12 protein-coding genes and 1 pseudogene are annotated in these 15,744 nt (G+C 63.4%); 9 read left to right on the top strand and 4 right to left on the bottom strand.

Annotated features, from left to right (window positions below):
* Nucleotides 1–727: 727 nt before the first annotated feature.
* From nth to map, 4 genes and pseudogenes are all read right to left on the bottom strand, one after another.
* Nucleotides 728–1,384 carry an endonuclease III gene (nth, locus tag RJQ10_RS18185; protein ID WP_350148803.1) on the bottom strand — a complete coding sequence of 219 codons (657 nt, stop codon included), beginning with the start codon at nucleotides 1,382–1,384 and terminating at the stop codon, nucleotides 728–730.
* A gap of 4 nt (nucleotides 1,385–1,388) precedes the next feature.
* Nucleotides 1,389–2,579 (bottom strand): annotated as a pseudogene (gene dapC / locus RJQ10_RS18180) (succinyldiaminopimelate transaminase).
* A 6-nt stretch (nucleotides 2,580–2,585) separates the two neighbouring features.
* Complete coding sequence (glnD, locus tag RJQ10_RS18175; RefSeq protein ID WP_350148802.1) at nucleotides 2,586–5,291, bottom strand: [protein-PII] uridylyltransferase; 2,706 nt, start codon at nucleotides 5,289–5,291, stop codon at nucleotides 2,586–2,588.
* Nucleotides 5,278–6,051: a type I methionyl aminopeptidase gene (gene map / locus RJQ10_RS18170; protein WP_350148801.1), complete on the bottom strand. Its 774-nt coding sequence runs from the start codon at nucleotides 6,049–6,051 to the stop codon at nucleotides 5,278–5,280. The genes glnD and map overlap by 14 nt, the downstream gene beginning before the upstream one ends.
* A 382-nt stretch (nucleotides 6,052–6,433) precedes the next feature.
* On the opposite strand from map, the gene rpsB reads away from it, so the two are divergent.
* The 9 genes from rpsB to bamA all read left to right on the top strand — a co-directional run.
* Nucleotides 6,434–7,192, top strand: coding sequence for a 30S ribosomal protein S2 (rpsB, locus tag RJQ10_RS18165; protein ID WP_350148800.1), 759 nt, complete (start codon nucleotides 6,434–6,436; stop codon nucleotides 7,190–7,192).
* Between the two features lie 114 nt (nucleotides 7,193–7,306).
* Nucleotides 7,307–8,164, top strand: coding sequence for a translation elongation factor Ts (gene tsf, locus RJQ10_RS18160; protein ID WP_350148799.1), 858 nt, complete (start codon nucleotides 7,307–7,309; stop codon nucleotides 8,162–8,164).
* A 154-nt stretch (nucleotides 8,165–8,318) separates the two neighbouring features.
* The gene (gene pyrH / locus RJQ10_RS18155; protein WP_350148798.1) at nucleotides 8,319–9,044 is read left to right on the top strand and encodes a UMP kinase; all 726 of its coding nucleotides are present in this window, start codon (nucleotides 8,319–8,321) and stop codon (nucleotides 9,042–9,044) included.
* Nucleotides 9,045–9,075: 31 nt separating this feature from the next.
* On the top strand, nucleotides 9,076–9,633 hold the full coding sequence (gene frr / locus RJQ10_RS18150; RefSeq protein WP_350148797.1) for a ribosome recycling factor: 558 nt from the start codon (nucleotides 9,076–9,078) through the stop codon (nucleotides 9,631–9,633).
* 12 nt (nucleotides 9,634–9,645) lie between these two features.
* Nucleotides 9,646–10,419, top strand: a complete 774-nt coding sequence (uppS, locus tag RJQ10_RS18145) for a polyprenyl diphosphate synthase (RefSeq protein ID WP_350148796.1) — start codon at nucleotides 9,646–9,648, stop codon at nucleotides 10,417–10,419.
* Nucleotides 10,412–11,248, top strand: coding sequence for a phosphatidate cytidylyltransferase (locus RJQ10_RS18140; protein ID WP_350148795.1), 837 nt, complete (start codon nucleotides 10,412–10,414; stop codon nucleotides 11,246–11,248). Before uppS ends, RJQ10_RS18140 begins: the two co-directional genes overlap by 8 nt.
* A 2-nt stretch (nucleotides 11,249–11,250) precedes the next feature.
* Nucleotides 11,251–12,462 (top strand): 1-deoxy-D-xylulose-5-phosphate reductoisomerase, encoded by a 1,212-nt coding sequence (gene ispC, locus RJQ10_RS18135; protein ID WP_350148794.1) that lies wholly within the window; start codon nucleotides 11,251–11,253, stop codon nucleotides 12,460–12,462.
* Nucleotides 12,462–13,817 carry an RIP metalloprotease RseP gene (rseP, locus tag RJQ10_RS18130; protein ID WP_350148793.1) on the top strand — a complete coding sequence of 452 codons (1,356 nt, stop codon included), beginning with the start codon at nucleotides 12,462–12,464 and terminating at the stop codon, nucleotides 13,815–13,817. The genes ispC and rseP overlap by 1 nt, the downstream gene beginning before the upstream one ends.
* Before the next feature lie 102 nt (nucleotides 13,818–13,919).
* Nucleotides 13,920–15,744 (top strand): outer membrane protein assembly factor BamA (bamA, locus tag RJQ10_RS18125; RefSeq protein WP_350148792.1); only part of this gene is annotated, 1,825 nt, incomplete at its 3' end.

Genomic DNA, 15,744 nt, shown 5'->3' with positions numbered 1-15,744 from the left:
ATGGCCTGTTCCCACTTGCAGGGCTGCGGACTGGCAGCCACTAAGCCGGGAAGGTGGTCGCACCGACGCCCTCCGAGTCCGAAAAAGGCCATTCCCGCCCGGGATCAACGCGGGTGGGAGGTTCTGGCGAAGGGACTTTGTTACTGGTGAGGACGGCTGCTGGTACGAGATTCTGGCTCCGAAGCCCGAAGCCCGAAGCCCGAAGCCCGAAGCCCGAAGCCCGAAGCCCGAAGCCCGATACGCCGATACGCCGATACGCCAATGTTCCGGCGCTCTGATCCCCGTCGTCCCGGGGTCCCGGCACTTGGCCGGCTTTCCCCTCAGGCGAAGCCCCGAGCGGGTATTCAAGGTGCTCCGCGTTGATGCGGGGGGTGGGGGCTTCGCTACGGACTTGGAGGGCGTCGGTGCGCCCACCTGATCGCCTTAGTGGCTGCGAATCTGCAGCCTCTAAAGCGGGAACAGGCGCGCGCCAACCCCACAGGCGCCATGCCCAATGCCTTCCCGGCTCACCCCGTGCGCGGCCAGACGGCAGCGCAAGATCACCGCAGGAACGCGCGCCGCATGCGCCCGCAATGGAGTAGCGGAGTCCCCGCCTCCCGGAGCGACGCAGCGGCCGCCAGGCCGCCAAGCGAACGAAGCCACACGAACGAAGCGACCCACGACGCGACGCAGCGGACGCCAGGCCGCCAAGCGAACGAAGCGACCCACCAAGCGGACAGGGGCGTTCTCAGGCCTTGCGCGTTCGTTTCGGGTGCTTGCGCTCCGGGTAGCAGGTCGTACAGATCTCGCAGACCCGGCCATCGCAGCCTCGCGCGCTGCAGAACTCGCGGCCGTAGTAGATGATCTGCAGGTGCAGTCGGTTCCAGTACTCCCGCGGGAACAGACGCTTCAGGTCGCGCTCGGTCTGGACCACGCTCTTGCCGCTGCTGAGCCCCCAGCGCTGGGCCAGGCGGTGAATGTGGGTATCTACCGGAAAAGCGGGCACACCGAAGGCCTGGGACATGACCACGCTAGCCGTCTTGTGGCCAACCCCGGGCAGGCGCTCCAGGGCCTCCATGTCCGCCGGCACTTCGCCGCCGTGTTCCCCCATGAGTATTTCGCTGAGGCGCTTGATGGCGCGGGATTTCTGCGGTGACAGGCCACAGGGGCGGATGATCTCGCGGATCTGTTCCACCTCCAGCTGGGCCATGGCCGCGGGAGTGTCGGCCAGTGCGAACAGCGCGGGTGTGACCTGGTTTACCCGCTCGTCGGTGCACTGGGCGCTGAGCAGGACGGCGATCAGCAGCGTGAACGGATCCCGGTGGTCCAGGGGAATGGGAGTCTCCGGGTACAGTGCCTGCAGGCGCTGCAGGATGTACGCCACGCGCTCCGGCTTGCTCAGCATGCGTCTACAGGGTCTCCAGCAGCCGTACAATGCGCTCGGCGGCCTGCACGCAGTCTTCCTGCGATGCCACCAGGGCCATGCGCACCCGGTTGGCACCGGGGTTGCCTGCGTCCGTATCCCGGGCCAGGTAGCTGCCGGGGACGACGGTGACATGTTGCCGGGCATAAAGCTGGCGGGCGAACTCGGTGTCGCTGCCCGGGGTCTCGGGCCACAGGTAGAAGCCGGCATCCGGGCGCTTCACCTCCACGTGCCCGGCGAGGATGGCGAGCACTGCGTCGAACTTCTCCCGGTAGCGCTGGCGGTTGACCCTGACATGCGCTTCGTCGCTCCAGGCGGCGCTGCTGGCGTGCTGGTGGTGCAGCGGCATGGCGCAGCCGTGGTAGGTGCGGTACTTGAGGAAGTCGGCCAGCACCTTCGCATCCCCGGCGACAAAGCCCGAGCGCAGCCCGGGCAGGTTGGAGCGCTTGCTCAGGCTGTGGAAGACGACGCAGCGCCGGTAGCTGTCGTTGCCCATGCCGGTGCAGGCCTGCAACAATCCCGGTGGCGGCGCGGCTTCGTCGCAGTAGATTTCCGAGTAGCACTCGTCGCAGGCAATGATGAAATCGTATTAATCAGCCAGTTCCACCAGTGCCTGCAGCTGCGTCAGGGGCATTACCGCACCGCTGGGATTGCCCGGGCTACAGATGTACAGCAGCTGGCAGCGTCGCCACCAGGCCTCGGGCACGCTGGCGAAGTCGGGCAGGTGGCCGGTGGCGGCGGTGGCGTTAACGAAGCCGGGCTCGGCGCCCGCCAGCAGGGCGGCCCCCTCGTAGATCTGGTAGAAGGGGTTGGGGCTGAGCACCATGGCATCGGGGCCGCCGCTCACCACTGCCTGGGCAAAGGCGAACAGCGCCTCGCGGGTGCCGTTGACCGGCAACACCTGCGTATGCGGGTCCACTGCGGCGAGCTTGAAGCGGCGCTGCAGCCAGCCGGCGATGGTCTCCCGCAGGCTGTCCTCACCGCGGGTGGCCGGGTAATTCGCCAGCAGCGGCAGGTGGGCAGCCAGGGTGTCCAGTACAAACCCCGGTGAAGGATGTCGCGGTTCGCCAATGGACAGGGGGATATGAGCCTTGTCCGCCGGCGGTTGCAGGTCCGCGAACAGCGCCCGCAACTTTTCGAAGGGGTAGGGTTGAAGCTTGTCCAGCAGCGCATTCATGGTTGTTCAGGCATCCTCTACCTGGTCGTCCAGCTGCTCGCGAATGGCGCGCTGGATAGCCTCGCGCAGCGCCGGATCGGTCAGCGGCTGCTGCTGTGAGTCGGTAATGAAAAAGACGTCCTCAACCCGCTCACCCAGGGTCTGGATCTTGGCGGCCTGCAGGTCTACGCCATGCTCGACAAAGATCCGCCCAATGCGGGCCAGCAGACCGGGGCGGTCACGGGAGGAGACCTCGAGCACGCTGACGTTCTTGATCTCGTCGATCGACATGCTGGTTTCAGTGGGCACGGAGAAGGACTTGATCTGGCGCGGGGTGAGTCGCATGACATTGGGTGCCCGGTCCAGGTTGGAAGCCAGGGCGCGGCTCAGATGGTCTTTGATATGGCGGAGGCGGGCGCTGTCGTCGGCGATAGAGCTGCCGTCCGAGTTCAGCACGTAGAAGGTGTCCAGGCTCATGCCGTCGCGGGCATTGTAGATCCGTGCATCGTGGACGCTGAGTTCCAGCTGCTCCAGCTCGGCGCAGGCCCGCGAGAACAGCTGGGCGTGGCTGCGGGCGTGGATAAAGATCTGCGTCGTGTTGGCCACGCTGGAATCCGAGCTGTTGCGAATCAGCACCAGCGGCTGGTCCCGTTCGTAGTGCCCGGCGATGGCTTCCGTATGCCAGGCGATATCCTCGGGCTTTTCCCGCAGGAAATAGTCCTCGCCCTGTTGGCGCCAGAGATCCTGCAGTTCCTCTACGGTGAAACCGCGGTACTCCAGCATGTCCGCCGCGGTCTTGCGCGTCTGCTCGATCCAGACCTGCTTGTCCACCGGGTTCTCCAGGCCCCGGCGCAGGGCCCGGCGAGTGCCGGTGTAGAGCTGGCGCAGCAGGCTGCCGCGCCAGGCATTCCAGAGGGTCGGGTTGGTGCCATTGATATCCGCCACGGTGAGAGTGAACAGATAGTCCAGCCGGTCCAGGTCGCCAACGTGATGGGCAAACTGCTGGATCACGTCCGGATCGGAGATGTCCTTGCGCTGGGACACGGCCGACATGGTGAGGTGGTTGCGCACCAGCCATACAACCAGTTCGGTATCTCGGTCGCTCAGCCCATGCTCCTGGCAGAAACGCTCGGCGTCTACCGAGCCCAGTTCCGAGTGGTCGCCGCCCCGGCCCTTGCCGATGTCATGGTAGAGCCCGGCAACGTACAGCAGTTCGATTTTCGGCAGTCGGCGGGCGACCCGGCTGGTAACGGGAAAACGTTCGTCGAACTCGGGTTTCTGGAAGCGCCGCATGTACTGGATCACTTCCAGGGTATGGGCATCCACCGTGTAGGTGTGGAACAGGTCGTGCTGCATCTGGCCGACGATGCGTCCAAACTCCGGCAGGTAATTACCCAGAATCCCGTAGCGGGTCATGCTGCGCAATAGCCGGGTCATGTTGTAGGGCGAACGCAGGATATCCAGGAAGCTGGCCCGGTTGCGCGCATCCGCCCGGAAAGTACTGTTGACCAGATGGCGGTGTTCCCTGATCAGGCGGATGGTGGGGGTGCCCACGCCGATAATGCCGGGCTCACGTCCCGCCAGGACAAACACTTCCAGCAGCGCACCGGGATCGTTGCTGAACAGGTCGTCGCGCAGAGCCTCGATATAGCCGTTGCGGACCTGGAAACGCTCGTTGAGGATCCTGACCTCATCCACCGTATCGGCCCGCAGGATGGCCTGGTCAAAATTCTGGATCAGCAGCTCGTTCAGCTCGCCGAGGGCCAAAGCCCAGCGGTAGTAGGTTTGCATGAACTGCTCGACCGCCAGCTTTTCACCATCCTCGAACCCCCACATGTCCGCCAGTTCACGCTGGTGGTCGAACAGCAGGCGGTCTTCCTCGCGGCCGGCAATCAGGTGCAGGGCGTAGCGAACCTGCCACATGAAGTCCCTGCCTCGCAGCAGCATCTTGCGCTCGTCAGGCGTAAGGAATTCGCCGGTGTCCATGGACTCCAGGGAGTCGACGCCAAAGTGGCGCTCGGCAATCCAGGCAATGATCTGCAGGTCGCGCAACCCGCCGGGAGAGCTTTTTACGTTCGGCTCAAGGTTGTATTCGGTGTCGGCAAATTTGGCGTGCCGCTCCCGCTGTTCCTGCAGTTTGGCGCGGAAAAAATCAGCGCTGGGCCACATGTGTGCGGGTCCGGTCAGCTCCCGGACCTGCTCCATCAGCTTGTCGGGACCGCGAATGACCCGGGTTTCCATCAGGTTGGTGAGTATCGTGATGTCCTTGCGCGCCTTGCTGCAGCATTCGCTGACAGTGCGCACGCTGTGACCGATACTGAGGCCCAGGTCCCAGAGCTGGGTCAGGAATTGTTCCAGCTGCTCGTGACAGCGCTCGCTGTTTTCACCCAGCAGGACCAGGATGTCGATATCCGAATGCGGGTGCAGCTCGCCGCGGCCGTAGCCGCCCACGGCGACCAGGGCCGGTTCTACGCCGGACCAGTCGCGGCTGTCCCAGAGTGCGCCGAGCAGTGCATCCATGAACTGCGCCCGCAGATGCAGCAGCCGGGCCACACGGGTCCCGGCCTGGAATTCACCGTGCAGGTAGTCGGCGGCGGCCTTCAGTGCCTGTTTGCCGATCTTCAGGCTATCGCCGCGGGAAATCGCGGCAACAAAGGCATCGGGGTCGAACAGCTCGGGGGGCAGGCTGTCATCCCGGTCGGTCATGGGGGGGGTGGTATCAGAAGGATTCATTGCTGCGCCGGGTGAAAACCTCGCAGCCATCGGCGGTCACCCCCAGGGTGTGTTCCCACTGGGCCGACAGGCGGCCGTCGCGGGTGGTGACGGTCCAGCCGTCCTTTTGGTTGAGCTTGGTGTGGCGTCGGCCGGCGTTGATCATGGGCTCGATGGTGAAGGTCATGCCCTGCTCCAGGACCAGCCCTGTGCCCTTGCGTCCGTAGTGCAGAACCTGCGGATCCTCGTGGAATATCTGGCCAATACCGTGGCCGCAGTATTCCCGCACCACCGAGTAGTAGTTCTTTTCCGCGTGCTGCTGGATCACGGCGCCGATATCCCCGAGGGTGGCGCCGGGGCGCACCAGCTCGATGGCCTGGTACAGGCACTCCCGGGTCACCTGAATCAGGCGTTGGGCATGCGCCGCGACCTCGCCAACTTCCACCATGATGCTGCTGTCACCGTGGTAGCCGTCCTTGATGACGGTGACGTCAATATTGACGATGTCGCCGGACTTCAGCTTCTTGGTGTCGGATGGAATACCGTGGCAGACCACCTCGTTGATCGAGGTGCAGATGGAGCGCGGAAAGCCGTGATAGTCCAGTGGCGCGGGGATTGCCCGCTGCACCCGGGTGATGTGGTCGTGGCAGATTCGGTCGAGTTCACCGGTGGTGATCCCCGGCTCGACCAGGGGCTCAATCATCTCCAGCACCTCGGCGGCGAGACGGCCCGCGACCCGCATTTTTTCGAACTCGGCCTCGGTCTTGATGGATACTGCCATTTGTTACCTTTTCATGTCTGGGTGTGCCGCCATCGCGCCCGGCGCGCAACCGGCTCCGCGTGGTGGGGGAAAAAGACGCATTCTACAACATGTGCGGGGGTTGTGAGTAATCGCCCCGACGGCATTCGTTGCGGGGCGGTCGATCCCGCCGCCGGCGGAACCGTGCCGGCTATTCCCGGACCGGGCGGCCCCGGGCCTTCTCAGGCTGCCCGGTTTGTGGTATAAAGCGCGCCTTCTTTTCGGGGCGGCGTCATCAGGCGGCTCCCCGCGGGAAGAAAAACCCAACGTCGCACACATATCGACACCTGCGCCAGGGTGCCGGCTCCGGTCGGTTTGGCGCTTGGGATATGTGGAGGATTAACCCAATACAAAGGTATATATCATGTCGCAAGTAAGCATGCGCGACCTGCTGCAGGCAGGCGCACACTTTGGTCACCAGACCCGTTACTGGAATCCGAAGATGGATCGCTACATCTTTGGTGCCCGCAACAAGATCCACATCATCAACCTCGAGCACACGGTGCCAGCCTTCAATGAAGCGCTGACCCTGGTCAAGCGCCTGGCCGGCAACAAGAACAAGATTCTGTTCGTTGGCACCAAGCGCGCCGCTGGCAAGATCATCAAGGAGCAGGCCGATCGTGCAGGCATGCCCTACGTCAGCCACCGTTGGCTGGGCGGGATGCTCACCAACTACAAGACCATCCGCGCCTCGATCAAGCGTCTGCGCGAGCTGGAAGCGCAGCAGGCTGACGGTACGTTCGCCAAGCTGACGAAAAAAGAAGCGCTGATGCGTACCCGCGACATGGAAAAGCTGGAGCGCAGCATCGGCGGGATCAAGGATATGGGCGGTCTGCCCGACGCCCTGTTTGTGATCGATGTTGACCACGAGCGCATTGCCATCACCGAGGCCAACAAGCTGGGCATCCCGGTGATCGGCATTGTCGACACCAACAGCAACCCTGACGGGGTCGACTACGTCATTCCCGGCAACGATGACGCCATTCGCGCAGTCAAGCTCTATGTCAGCGCAGTGGCCGATGCCTGCCTGGCTGGCAAGGCTGAAGCCGGTGACATGAGCGCGGTCCGCAATGAGTTCGTCGAAGTGGATGCCGCTGAGGCTCCCGCGGCGGCTGCCGAGTAAGCACCCATCCCCGGTGCGGCCGTCTGGCCTGCGCCGGGGCTTCCCTGCCTCCGTCCGGGGGTACAGGTTCAAAGATTCAGCGCCCCAGGCGGGGCCGTAGCAGGAGGAATAACCATGTCTGCAGCATTGGTCAAGGAATTACGTGAGCGCACCGGTCTCGGCTTGCTCGAGTGCAAGAAGGCGCTTGCATCTGCGGATGGCGACATCGAAAAAGCCATCGAAGAGCTGCGCAAATCCAGCGGCATGAAGGCGGCCAAGAAAGCCGGTCGCACCGCTGCTGATGGCGTTGTCGCCACCCGCATTGCCGAAGACGGCAGTTATGGCGTGCTGGTCGAAGTCAACAGCGAGACCGACTTCGTGGCCCGTGACGAGAACTTCCTCGCTTTCGTCAGGAAAGTCGTCGATGCGGCCTTCGAAGGACGCCAGACCGACGTCGCGGCCCTGATGGCGGGCGACCTGGAGTCGGCGCGCGAGGCCCTGGTCCAGAAAATCGGTGAGAACATCGGCGTGCGCCGGATCAACCTGGTGACGGCCGATGCCGGAGTCGTGGGCGCGTATGTCCACGGCAACAACCGCATTGCGGTGCTGGTGGAGCTGAAAGGCGGCGACCAGGACCTGGCCAAGGACGTGGCGATGCACATTGCGGCCGTGAACCCGCAGGTGGTGTCTCCGAACGACATGCCGGCCGAGGTGATCGAGAAAGAGCGTGAGATCTACACCGTGCAGGCCCAGGACTCCGGCAAGCCGGCGGAAATCATTGAGAAAATGATTGGCGGCAGGATCAAGAAGTTCCTTGCCGAGAACAGCCTGGTAGAGCAGGCCTTCGTCAAGGATCCCGACGTCACCGTTGGCAAGCTGGTGGCCACGGCGGGCGCCGAGGTCCTGTCGTTTGCCCGCTTTGAGGTGGGGGAAGGGATTGCCAGGGAGCAGGTCGACTTCGCCGCCGAGGTTGCCGCCCAGCTCAAGGGCTGAGGGGCGGCCAGGCAAGCAGCAACGGGGCCCAGGCCCCGTTTTTTATGGCTGCAGCGAGTGGGCAGCGCTATCCGCCGGCGCAGTTTCTGCCCCGGGGCACTAGGGAGCTGGCTCTTTGTCCTGTAATATGCGCGGAGTTCGGGAGAGATCAGGTATGCCACAGGCCTCAGGCGACAAGAAGTATAAACGAATCCTGCTGAAACTCAGCGGCGAAGCCCTCACCGGCAGCGAGAGCTTTGGTATTGATCCCAAAATACTCGACCAGCTCGCGCTGGAGATCGGTCAGCTGGTGGGGATAGGGGTGCAGGTGGGGCTGGTTGTCGGCGGCGGGAACCTGTTTCGCGGTGCGGCGCTGCAATCTGCTGGTCTGGACCGGGTCACCGGTGACCACATGGGTATGCTGGCCACGGTAATGAATGCGCTGGCCCTGCGCGATGCCCTTGAGCGCTCCAATATCGCCACCCAGGTCATGTCCTCCATTCCCATGAGCGGAGTGGTTGACCATTACGACCGGCGCAAGGCCATCCGCGCCCTGAGCAACGGCGATGTGGTGATTTTCTGTGCCGGTACCGGTAACCCGTTCTTCACTACCGACTCCTCCGCCTGCCTGCGCGGTATCGAGGTGGACGCTGAGCTGGTGCTGAAAGCGACCAAGGTGGATGGCGTGTATTCGGCCGATCCGATGAAGTTTGCCGACGCTGTCCGCAACCAGCGCCTTAGTTACGACGAGGGTCTGGACAAGAAGCGGGAAGTTATGGATCTCACGGCCATCTGTCTCTGCCGCGACCACAAGATGCCGGTTCGCGTGTTCAAGATGGAGGATCGCGGGGCGTTGCTGAGTATTGTACGTGGCGGCCAGGAAGGGACCCTGATCCAGTAGCCCGGGTAGCTACCGCAAGGAGATAGACAAAGTGATTGAAGACGTCAAGAGTGAAGCCAAAGAGAGGATGGAGAAGAGCGTCGAAGCCCTGGTGCACAATTTCAACAAGATTCGTACCGGTCGCGCTCACCCCAGCATCCTTGATTCAGTGAAAGTTGAATACTACGGCGCCGAGACGCCGCTCAACCAGATGGCAAATATCAACGTGGAGGACGGTCGCACCCTGGCGCTGACGCCGTGGGACCGCTCCATGATCCCCCAGATCGAGCGCGCCATCATGAAATCGGACCTGGGCCTGAACCCCGCCACCTCTGGTGAGGTGATCCGGATTCCCATGCCCGCGCTGACCGAGGAGACCCGCAAGGGGTTCATCCGCCAGGCGCGCAGTGAGGCAGAGGCCGCCCGGGTCTCGGTGCGCAATGCCCGTCGCGACGCGATGAACATGCTCAAGGAGCTGGTGAAGGAAAAGGATATCAGCGAAGACGATGAGCGCCGCGGCCAGGATGGCGTGCAAAAGCTGACCGACGGCTACGTGGAACGGATTGAAAAGATGTTGGCGGACAAAGAAGCCGACCTCATGGAAATTTAACCCCCTCAGGGTATGTCCACCACCGAAACGCCAAGCTCCACGATCCCCGCTGCGGTGCCGCGCCATGTCGCCATTATCATGGACGGCAACAATCGCTGGGCGCGGCGGCAGGGCCTGGCCGGGCATGCTGGCCACCGGGCCGGCGTGGAGGCGGTGCGCGGCGTACTGCGATCCTGTCGCCAGCACAAGGTCGAAGTGTTGACGCTGTTTGCGTTCAGCAGCGAGAACTGGGGCCGGCCCCAGCCCGAGGTCCGGGCGTTGATGGCGCTGTTGTCACGCTATTTGCGCAATGAGGTGCGTGAGCTGCACAAGGACGGCGTCCGCCTGCGTTTTATTGGCGAGCGCAGTCGGTTCAGCGAGCGCCTGCAGCGGTTGATGAGCAACGCCGAGTACCTGACCCTCGATAACCGCGCGGCCACGGTGGTGATTGCGGTTGACTACGGTGGCCGCTGGGATATTGCCCAGGCCGCGCGCAGACTGGCTGAGCAGGTGCAGGCGGGTACGCTGGGTCCCGCGGATGTCACCGAGGAGGCGGTCAACCGGGAAATCTCCATCAGCGATCTGCCGGCTCCGGATCTGTGTATCCGCACCGGCGGCGATTCCCGCATCAGCAACTTCATGCTCTGGCAATGTGCCTACAGTGAGCTGTATTTCACCAACACCCTGTGGCCCGACTTCGGTGAACTGGAGTTTGCCCGGGCTCTCGCGGATTACGGCCGGCGCGAGCGCCGGTTTGGCCTGCGGGATCCCGATGGCCTGGTTACAGGTCTGGGTACCGATGCTTAGGCAGCGTGTCATTACCGCTGTGGCCATGGCGGGCCTGTTCCTCGTTGCGGTAATGATGCTGCCGCTGTTCGCACTGGCCGCGGCTTTTGCGCTGGTGGTGGTTCTCGGGGCGTGGGAGTGGGCGCGACTGGCAGGCTGGCAGTCCACCGCGGCGCGGACCCTGTTTACCGCAATTCTGGCCGGTCTGTTGGCTGCCCTGTATGTGTATGCCGAACTCGGTGACGAACCTCGACGTGAGCAGATACAGCCCCTGCTGGGCGTCGCCTGCCTGTGGTGGTCTTTTTCCCTGCTCTGGGTAAAGAGCTACCCTGCGAGTGCGGCGCTTTGGCACAGCCGGGTCATGCGCAGTCTGATGGGGCTCATGATTCTGGCCAGTGCGTGGCTCGCCGCGGTCTATTTGTTGAGCTTTCCCCGCGGCGGCCTGTTGATGGTCGCGCTGGTCCTGGTGGTGGCTGCAACGGATATCGGCGCCTTTTTCGCCGGCACCCACTTTGGCCGCCACAAGTTGGCGGAGCGGGTCAGTCCGGCCAAGACCTGGGAGGGCTTTTGGGGTGGCATGGCCGCTGCCGTCGCCCTGGCGTTGTTGCTGTGGTGGGTTATTCCCGCGCGGATGGCCCATGTGAGCCTTGCTGCCGTGATCGTCGTGGTCCTGTTGACGGCGCTGGCGTCGGTGCTCGGTGATCTCACGGTGAGCATGGTCAAGCGCGAAAGCGGGGTGAAGGACAGCGGTTCACTGTTGCCCGGGCACGGAGGCCTGCTGGATCGCCTGGACAGTCTCTGCAGCGCAGCGCCCGTTTTTGCCCTCGGTTTGTTGCTGGCGGGCTGGTAGCGGTGAGTGCGTTGCAAAACGTTGCGGTGCTGGGCAGCACCGGTTCCATTGGGTTGAGTACCCTCGATGTGATAGCGCGGCATCCGCAAACCCTGCGGGCCTGGGCGCTGGCGGCAAATCGCTCGGTGGCGACCATGGTCGAGCAGTGCCGGCGCTTCCAGCCCGCGTACGCGGTGATGATGGACCCGGAGGCGGCGGGTGAGCTGGAGTCCCTGCTGGCCGGCGAGTGCGACACCCGCGTGCTGGCGGGGGCCGAGGGTCTGCAGCACATCGCTACCCATGCGTCCGTGGATGCAGTGATGGCGGCTGTGGTCGGGTCCGCAGGGCTGCCCTCGACGCTCGCGGCGGCGCGGGCGGGCAAGCGCGTATTGCTGGCCAACAAGGAGTCGCTGGTCATGGCGGGCCACCTGTTGATGGCGGCGGTGCGCGATGCGGGGGCACTGCTGCTGCCCATAGACAGTGAGCACAACGCCATCTTCCAGTGCCTGCCGGTGGACAAATCCGGTCGGCCGGGCCTGGCGGGGGTCAGCAAGGTGCTGCTGACCGCTTCCGGGGGGCCTTTCCGGCAGTGGACTTCGGCGGCCATTGCCGCTGCCACTCCCGATCAGGCCTGTGCCCATCCCAACTGGTCCATGGGCAGGAAGATTTCCGTGGATTCCGCCACCCTGATGAACAAGGGCCTGGAACTGATCGAGGCCTGCTGGCTGTTCGACCTGGCGCCGGAACAGGTGGATATCGTGGTGCACCCGGAAAGCATCGTGCACTCCATGGTACAGTACACGGATGGTTCGGTTCTCGCCCAGCTGGGCAATCCGGATATGCGCACGCCGATAGCCTACGGCCTCGGCTGGCCCCGGCGGCTGGAGTCCGGGGTTGCTTCCCTGGATCTGGTGGCCCTGTCGAAACTGCACTTTGAGGCGCCCGACGAGGCCCGGTTTCCCTGCCTGCGCCTGGCTCGGGAGGCGGTGGCGACCGGGGGCACAGCCATGGCGGTCTGCAACGCAGCCAACGAAGTGGCGGTGGAGGCCTTCCTCGGCGGCAGCATAGGCTTTGCGGACATCCCGAGGGTCATCGAAGCGACCCTGGAGCAGGTGAGCGCGGTTGAACCGACCTCCCTTGCCGTGGTCGAAGCAGCGGACAGCGAGGCCCGCGCGGTGGCGGGCGCCCAGCTGGCCCGTATCCGGACCGGCAGTGTTGAGACCCTGGAGCGTTAATGGATCTGGCCTATACCATTGGTATTACTCTCATCACCCTCGGCGTGCTGGTGGCGGTGCATGAGTACGGCCATTTCTGGGTGGCGCGCCGCTGCGGGGTCAAGGTCCTGCGTTTTTCGATCGGCTTCGGCAAGTCCCTGTACACCTGGCATGACCGCCACGGCACTGAATACTGCATCGCCGTGATCCCGCTGGGGGGCTATGTCAAGATGCTCGACGAACGGGAGGGGGATGTCCCCGCCGGGGAGCTGGACCAGGCTTTCAATCGCAAGCCGGTGCTCCAGCGCATTGCCGTAGTGGCGGCTGGTCCGCTGGCCAATTTTGCCCTTGCGATCCTGGCCTACTGGGTGTTGTTCATGGGTGGTGAATCCGGCTATGCGCCGGTGATCGGGTCGGTCGAGCCAGGATCGGTGGCCGACGCCGCGGGCCTGAAGGCCGGTCAGGAAATCGTCGCGGTGGACGGCGAGGAGACCCCGACCTGGCAGGCCCTGAGCTTTCGTTTGCTGGACCGTATCGGTGACACCGGCAGTATCCGGTTTACCGCTAAAGAACCCGGCTCGGACATGCTTTACCAGTCTGAGGCCCCGCTGCAACGCTGGTTGTCGGAGCAGGAAGAGCCCGATCTGTTTGGCGGTTTGGGGGTTGCCATGTATACCCCGGAGGTGCCGCCGGTGGTCAACGAAGTGGTCGCGGATAGCCCCGCTGCACGCGCCGGCCTGCAGGCTGGCGACCGCATCCTGAGCGCCGACGGGCTTCCCATGCCCCGTTGGATGGACTGGGTGGACTATGTCCGCGAGCGCCCCGGTCAGAGGATAGCGCTGGAACTGGAGCGCGATGGCGAGCAGCAGAGTACCGCGATCATTCCCGACGGCGAGGCAGACGTCGACGGCACGGTGATCGGTCGCGTCGGCGTCGCCGTGGTCATGCCGGCGATGCCCCCGGAGATGATTCGGCAGTTTCAGCGCGGTCCCCTGCAGTCGCTTGGGGCCTCGGTCACCCGCACCGGGGAGCTGGTCAGCTTTACGCTCGGTTCCATCAAGAAAATGTTGCAGGGCCTGATCTCACCAAAAAACTTGAGTGGCCCCATTACCATTGCTAAAGTGGCGTCCGCCTCGGCCAAGTCGGGTCTGGAATCCTGGATCGGTTTTCTCGCCCTGCTCAGCGTCAGTCTTGGGGTGCTGAACCTGCTCCCCATCCCCGTGCTCGATGGGGGGCATCTCTTGTACTACACCGTGGAGTTGCTGGCGGGGCGGCCAGTGCCCGAGAAAATACAGGCGTTGGGGTATCAGCTGGGCCTGTTCATGATCCTCGGGATCATGGCTTTGGCGCTTTATAACGATTTTGCGCGCCTCTAGCCCGGTGAATCTTGCGGGTACTTACATATTCATGACCTTGGGGTCGGGCCTTATCCGGTGGTTGGGAAAATTTTGAAAAGACGCATGCAACTGGTGCTGGCAATGCTTTTGCTGGCTCTCCCGTCTCTGGCCCAGTCCCAGGACGCTTCCTTCATCGTTGCCGATATCCGGGTCGAGGGCTTGCAGCGGATTTCGGCGGGCTCGGTGTTCGCCGCCATGCCCCTTGCCGTCGGCGACCTGGTCAACGCGGAAGCCATCCGCGCTGCATCCCGCAGCCTGTTCGCCACCGGCAACTTCGACGATATCCGCATCGGTCGCGATGGCAATGTGCTGGTGGTGATCGTGGTCGAGCGTCCCAGCATCAGTGAAATCAACATCGAGGGCAACAAGGCAATCGAAACCGAGGCCTTGCTGGACGGCCTGCGGGGCGCCGGCTTGGCCGTTGGACAGGTCTTTCAGCGCTCTACCCTGGAGGGCATGCAGCTGGAACTGCAGCGCCAGTATGTGCAACAGGGCCGCTACGATGCCAGTATTGAAACTGAAGTGCTGCCCGAGCCCCGCAACCGCGTGTCGGTCAACATTGATGTCGACGAGGGTACGGTCGCCGCGATCAAGCACATCAACGTTGTCGGCAATGAGGTGTTCGAGGACGAAGAGCTGACCGACCTGTTTGCGCTGAAAACCACGGGCTGGTTTTCATTTTTCACCAACGACGATAAATACTCGCGGGAGAAACTGACTGGCGACCTGGAAACCCTGAGTTCCTGGTACATGGACCGCGGCTACCTGCAGTTCTCCATCGACTCCACCCAGGTGTCGGTCTCCCCGGACAAGAAGTCGGTCTACATTACCGCCAATGTCACCGAGGGGGAAAAGTTCACGGTCACTACCGTCGATCTCTCGGGCGACCTGGTACTGCCTGAATCGGACCTGCAGCGTTTTATCCTGGTCACCGAGGGGGAGACTTTCTCCCAGCAGCTGGTGACGTCCACCGAGGAGTTCATGACCCGCCGGCTGGGTAACGAGGGCTACAATTTCGCCAAGGTCACCGGAATTCCCGAGATTAACGAGGAAGACAATACCGTCGCCCTGAAGTTTTTTGTCGACCCGGGCAAACGCACCTACGTCCGCCGCATCAGCTTCAAGGGCAACCAGAAGACAGCCGATGATGTGCTGCGCCGCGAGATGCGGCAGATGGAAAGTGCGCCGGCGTCGGCCTCGGCCATCGAGCAGTCGCGGATCCGGCTTGAGCGCCTCGGCTATTTCAGCAAAGCCACGGTGGAAACGCCGGAAGTGGCGGGGCATGACGACCTCATCGATGTGGATTTCACGGTCGAGGAACAATCCTCGGGCAGCATCGGTGCCAGTTTCGGCTACGCGCAGGATGCCGGCCTGATCTTTGGCCTCAACCTGCAGCAGGACAATTTCCTTGGCACCGGCCGCCGCATCGGTGTCGGCCTGAATTCCTCCCGCTACCAGGATCTGTACAGCTTCAACTACACCAATCCCTATTTCACTGAGGATGGGGTGAGCCGCGGGTTCAGCGTTTTCTACCGCTCCACCGATCTCTCGGAGATCAACGTGGCCCGCTACACCACGGACACCCTCGGCGCCTCAATGAACTTTGGCTACCCGATCAAGGAAACCCAGCGCCTGGGCTTCAGTTTCGGAGTCGCCAACACGGATATTACCGCCGGCCGGTTTGCGGTGCAGGAGATCAAGGCCAGCCCGCGCCTGGTAGACGGTGTCGACGGCTTCTTTGTCAGTACGCGGCAGGACGACGGTACCTACTCCGCGGCGGAAATATTCCAGCCGTTGGTCGACCTGCCGACGGACGCTCTGACCCTGCCTGCAGAGGACGGTTTCCTGGATCTGAACGGCGACCAGTTCCTGAACTGGACGACCTCTTTGAGCTGGAGCCAGTCCA

It is taken from the genome of Haliea sp., from assembly GCF_040222615.1.
Taxonomy (GTDB): Bacteria; Pseudomonadota; Gammaproteobacteria; order Pseudomonadales; family Halieaceae; genus Haliea.
The sequence above is the reverse complement of the archived record's forward strand: the minus strand, read 5'-3'. Positions and strand labels throughout refer to the sequence as shown.

Coding starts and splice junctions, on each gene's coding strand:
- uppS (WP_350148796.1), top strand. CDS start 9,646: ATGTCCACCACCGAAACGCCAAGCTCCACGATCCCCGCTGCGGTGCCG.
- RJQ10_RS18140 (WP_350148795.1), top strand. CDS start 10,412: ATGCTTAGGCAGCGTGTCATTACCGCTGTGGCCATGGCGGGCCTGTTC.
- nth (WP_350148803.1), bottom strand. CDS start 1,384: ATGCTGAGCAAGCCGGAGCGCGTGGCGTACATCCTGCAGCGCCTGCAG.
- map (WP_350148801.1), bottom strand. CDS start 6,051: ATGGCAGTATCCATCAAGACCGAGGCCGAGTTCGAAAAAATGCGGGTC.
- rseP (WP_350148793.1), top strand. CDS start 12,462: ATGGATCTGGCCTATACCATTGGTATTACTCTCATCACCCTCGGCGTG.
- pyrH (WP_350148798.1), top strand. CDS start 8,319: ATGCCACAGGCCTCAGGCGACAAGAAGTATAAACGAATCCTGCTGAAA.
- tsf (WP_350148799.1), top strand. CDS start 7,307: ATGTCTGCAGCATTGGTCAAGGAATTACGTGAGCGCACCGGTCTCGGC.
- glnD (WP_350148802.1), bottom strand. CDS start 5,291: ATGAATCCTTCTGATACCACCCCCCCCATGACCGACCGGGATGACAGC.
- rpsB (WP_350148800.1), top strand. CDS start 6,434: ATGTCGCAAGTAAGCATGCGCGACCTGCTGCAGGCAGGCGCACACTTT.